The organism is Paenibacillus ginsengarvi, from assembly GCF_003626695.1.
GTDB classification, from domain to species: Bacteria; Bacillota; Bacilli; order Paenibacillales; family NBRC-103111; genus Paenibacillus_AB; species Paenibacillus_AB ginsengarvi.
The window spans coordinates 1-3,938 of sequence record NZ_RBAH01000061.1 but is presented as its reverse complement, the minus strand read 5'-3'; the positions used below and the strand labels follow the sequence as shown (position 1 = coordinate 3,938).

Annotated in this window: 4 protein-coding genes; 1 reads left to right on the top strand and 3 read right to left on the bottom strand. The window is 44.6% G+C overall.

The window, feature by feature from the left end; genetic code table 11:
• Positions 1 to 114: 114 nt before the first annotated feature.
• From D7M11_RS36665 to D7M11_RS35975, 3 genes are all read right to left on the bottom strand, one after another.
• Positions 115 to 255 carry a hypothetical protein gene (locus tag D7M11_RS36665; RefSeq protein WP_158607024.1) on the bottom strand — a complete coding sequence of 47 codons (141 nt, stop codon included), beginning with the start codon at positions 253 to 255 and terminating at the stop codon, positions 115 to 117.
• 178 nt (positions 256 to 433) lie between these two features.
• Positions 434 to 919: a hypothetical protein gene (locus tag D7M11_RS35980; RefSeq protein ID WP_120752087.1), complete on the bottom strand. Its 486-nt coding sequence runs from the start codon at positions 917 to 919 to the stop codon at positions 434 to 436.
• A 158-nt stretch (positions 920 to 1,077) separates the two neighbouring features.
• Positions 1,078 to 1,467: an immunity protein Imm33 domain-containing protein gene (locus D7M11_RS35975; RefSeq protein WP_120752086.1), complete on the bottom strand. Its 390-nt coding sequence runs from the start codon at positions 1,465 to 1,467 to the stop codon at positions 1,078 to 1,080.
• Positions 1,468 to 2,204: 737 nt separating this feature from the next.
• Here D7M11_RS35975 and D7M11_RS35970 point away from each other — a divergent pair.
• The gene (locus tag D7M11_RS35970) at positions 2,205 to 3,551 is read left to right on the top strand and encodes a DJ-1/PfpI family protein (RefSeq protein WP_120752085.1); all 1,347 of its coding nucleotides are present in this window, start codon (positions 2,205 to 2,207) and stop codon (positions 3,549 to 3,551) included.
• Positions 3,552 to 3,938 lie beyond the last annotated feature (387 nt).

Below are 3,938 nucleotides of genomic sequence, written 5' to 3'. Positions count from 1 at the left end.
CTAAGATGGGAGTAGCTCATGTTGGGTTCTCCTGTGAAAAATGGTGTTGTGGTGACTTCCATTTTACACGAATCCATTCATGGGCTTCTTTGTTTTTAGCTGTCGCACTTCATATTACAATCTGTCATTTAAATAAGACATAGCCAGATGAAGCAGCTCGCTTTGATACTCCGATATTAAATGCTCGATCAAGGCATCTCCTCCGCGCTCTGCGGATTTCATTTTTGCATCTATGGCCAGTTTGGAATGGAACATCCCCCTCACCTCCCTATCTAATACGCTTTAAGTACGGCAAAAAGGGTCATTTGGGAACAATATTTTTCGAGGTTTGCCACCATTCAATTACCCCATTCTAGTACTACTCTCTAGTTGAGAAGACGGCAGCCATTTACTGGCTGCCGTCTTATCGTGCTTATGAAGCTAATGTTCTCCGTTAGCTTAACGGTCTGGTTGCCGTATACAATTCAAAAAATCCAGGTTTGTTTGCATCGTTCACTTCGAAATGTCCATAGACCATTTCTGGGACTCGCATAGAAGTTTCAAAAAAACGATCCATGGCTTGATAGCCCTGACGTTCATCTGCAATTGGGATGTCAGAGACAAGTCCATATTCGCTTGGTGGGATGTTGATTTTAGTAAACCATTCAGGCACCATTTCATCATTCTCAATCTCTATCGCTACGATAACGGAAAACGTGTCTGGTAATTGTTTTTCACCCGATGGGAGAACTGCATAAACAATGTCCCTATTAATCCAACCAGGAAAATGCTCAGCTGCCGTTAGAAGGCTATGTTTGGCTACATTGAAAAGACTGACTCCCTTATCAGCATAAGGCCTTCCTCCAACAAACGGGATACCAACTAACTTAATTTCATTTCTTTTTACACGTACTGCCTCAAAATTACTCACGTCATTCATTATTGGAATCACTCCCTCCGAAATTTAGCTTTCGTTTACATTCGACACCATTCCATTCCTTCCATTTAATTCCACTAAACTGTCCGATAGCTTAATCTACATTCCCAACTCTGGGAAAAGCCCCAAATGAAATCCACATGCAAGTCACCCATCACGAATCACAAACTCCTATAATCAATTTCTATCTCCTCTTTTGTTCCCGTTTTGAAAAAACGTATCTTTCCTTTATCCTTTACAATATATAAATCCGTTCCAACTGGCATATTATATAACATAAGTATAGAGGGATCGATGTTAGCAAGCGTATTGAAATCTAAAAAAACATTATTATCGGCTATATTTATATATGATTCGCTATCAGATTTACCGATGAAGCGCCAACCATTATCCTCAGGGGCTACAGATTCTACTCTAAAGCACCATTTAATTGGAGTTTTACCACTAAAAATGCTTTTTGTGCATATGCATCCACCAGCATTCTCTATGAAAATAATTGGTTTTTTGATGCGTTTCCTTATTTTCCAAGCGTTCCAAAAATTCCAAAGCATAAATTTCCTCCGTTCCAAATTGCGGTCTGTGGGCATAATTGACTTGGGCTGGGCGTGTCCACCAATCCACCTGTATTGCCCGTTGAATGCAGAAAATCGATGGGCGTATCGAGAGGTGTGGCGACCGCTACAGGGACCTGCATTGACATAGTGCGGTGAGATTTATGGGTCGTATGGCTAACACCTCGGAACCTAAGCCATTCGTTGCAAGCCTAGCGCGGGGGTAAACTAGGCAAATCAAAAAGGTTATGATCTTCCGCCTTTAAGCCCACAGATCACTGCTGGGTGCTTTATCCGTTCGCGGCGCGACATATGTTCGTTGCTTCATCAGCTCCCCCCCAGTAGTTACAAATAACCCCATAATAATAGACGCACATAAAAACCAGTGTGTTGCGCTATCGTCTCCGTTAGTTCAACAACCAAACTACATAATAGCTCTTCAGCAAAAAACGAAGACATCTGCTAGGAATTTCAATGGCAGATGTCTTTTTGATTTTTAAAGGTTCCGCTAGGAGAAGCGTTAGTTCTTCAGTGGTCCCAATACCGAATAGCGCGTAGTCACCGTTTTGTTTAAAATTATAGCCCTATTGAGTCATGATAAAAAAAGAATACAGACTGGGGTCCAGTGGCCGCTCCAACGTTAGGCGAGCCTCTCTATCGAACCACAGACAGATGAATTGTCCCTCTTGATTTGTTAATTTTATGGGTAAGCAATCTAACTTGAAGGAGCGAAGCAAGTGAAAACTGTATTACGCATTATTACCTATATTATCGTTTTTGTTGTCGTTGTAGGGGGGATAGGCGCGGTCGGGTCCGTCAATACGATGAATGCCGGAATGTCGGTTTACGATAAAGCCCCCATTGCATTGACGGATTTGCAGGTACCGAAATATGATTTTAACAAACCGACAGTGGCCGTGCTCCTGGCGAATGAAGTGACGGAAGTGTTCGATTTTCTCGTCCCGTACGAAATGTTTGCGATGTCTGAAGCTTTCAATGTGTATGGCGTTGCCCCCGATCGCGAAATTAAATCACTAACCGGTGGACTCGATGTCGTCCCACATTATTCGTTTGACGAAATGGATGCGATGCTCGACAAAAGCCCGGACATTATCGTCATTCCGTTTATGCCTATTTTGGACGAAAATAAATATGCGCCTGTCCGTGAATGGATTCGGAAGCACTCGGGTGCCAAGACGACATTGATCTCCATTTGCAACGGGGCTGAAAACCTGGCGGATACCGGCTTGCTAAACGGCAAATCGGCCGCGACGCACTGGGGAGACATTAACAGGCTCATAAAAAAATATCCGGAAATCAAGTGGGTGAATGATCAGCGCTACATCCCACAAGGCAATATTATATCTTCTGCCGGTCTGACATCGGGGATCGACGCTACGCTATACGTCATCTCCAAGCAACTGGGCGAGGCGGCGGCGAAGAAAGTGGCGAAAGAGATGAACTATCCCTCTTACGAGTACGTGACAAACCCGCGAATGAAACCTTTCGTTGCCGGGTTGAGCGATATAACGTACGTGCTGAACAACGCTTATCAATGGAACAAAGTAAAGGCGGGAGTGCTGCTATATAACGGCGCAGATGAACTGGATTTGTCCGCCGCATTCGATACGTACGCCGCTTCCGGTACGACGACGACGTTGACCGTTTCCAGCGAGAACACACCTATCGTAACGAGGCACGGTCTAAACCTAGTCGCGCGTTATCAGATAAAAAACGTGCCGAAGCTAGAGAAAATGATTGTCGTCGGTGCCGATGCCGAATCTTCAGCCGCCGAAGACATCAACCAATGGAAGAACAGCGGCTACAGCGCGAAACTGCTGTTCCTGCACCGTGACACGGCGGATCGGTTTGCAATGGATCCCGCAATCGAGGATTTGGCCAAGCAGGAGGATATCCAGACGGCGAAATTTGCCGCCAAGCGGCTCGAATATCGCGCTACCGACCACCTGAAGCTGGAAGGCAGCTCCTTCTCTTTTGAATCGTTTGGCGTACCGGTTTTACTCAGCGTCTTGTCCTTGCTCATCGCTTTTTTCATTGATCGGCGCTTCATCCGCAGGAAATAGGAATCGTCTGCAGATGAGGCGCATCGAGGGATGATTGAGTTTACGAGGCTCAGCTATAGGTACCGGGTATGTACCAGTCCTCTATTCTGTTTTCCGTTTTCCGTTTATTTCAAGTTTATTGGTGTTACCTGCCCGCTACTTCAATGAAGAAAGGAAGCAGATCGCCTCGGCAACTGCTCCCTTTCTAATTTCACTATCGTCTCCTTTAGTTCAGTCGACTTACGTTAAGAACAAGATTTGGATTATAATTTACTCACTCACACTAGCGTTGCAAAGACTCTATCACACTATGTCAGGTCGTGCTGAATTGAGGAAAAATTCATTTCATTACTTTATTTTACATTAACTTTTTCCGGGAATCCGCCAAAAAGGACAACTCCAACATAA

Excerpts from the sequence above, each read along its gene's own strand:
- D7M11_RS36665 (WP_158607024.1), bottom strand. The coding sequence starts at position 255 with ATGTTCCATTCCAAACTGGCCATAGATGCAAAAATGAAATCCGCAGAG.
- D7M11_RS35980 (WP_120752087.1), bottom strand. The coding sequence starts at position 919 with ATGAATGACGTGAGTAATTTTGAGGCAGTACGTGTAAAAAGAAATGAA.
- D7M11_RS35975 (WP_120752086.1), bottom strand. The coding sequence starts at position 1,467 with ATGCTTTGGAATTTTTGGAACGCTTGGAAAATAAGGAAACGCATCAAA.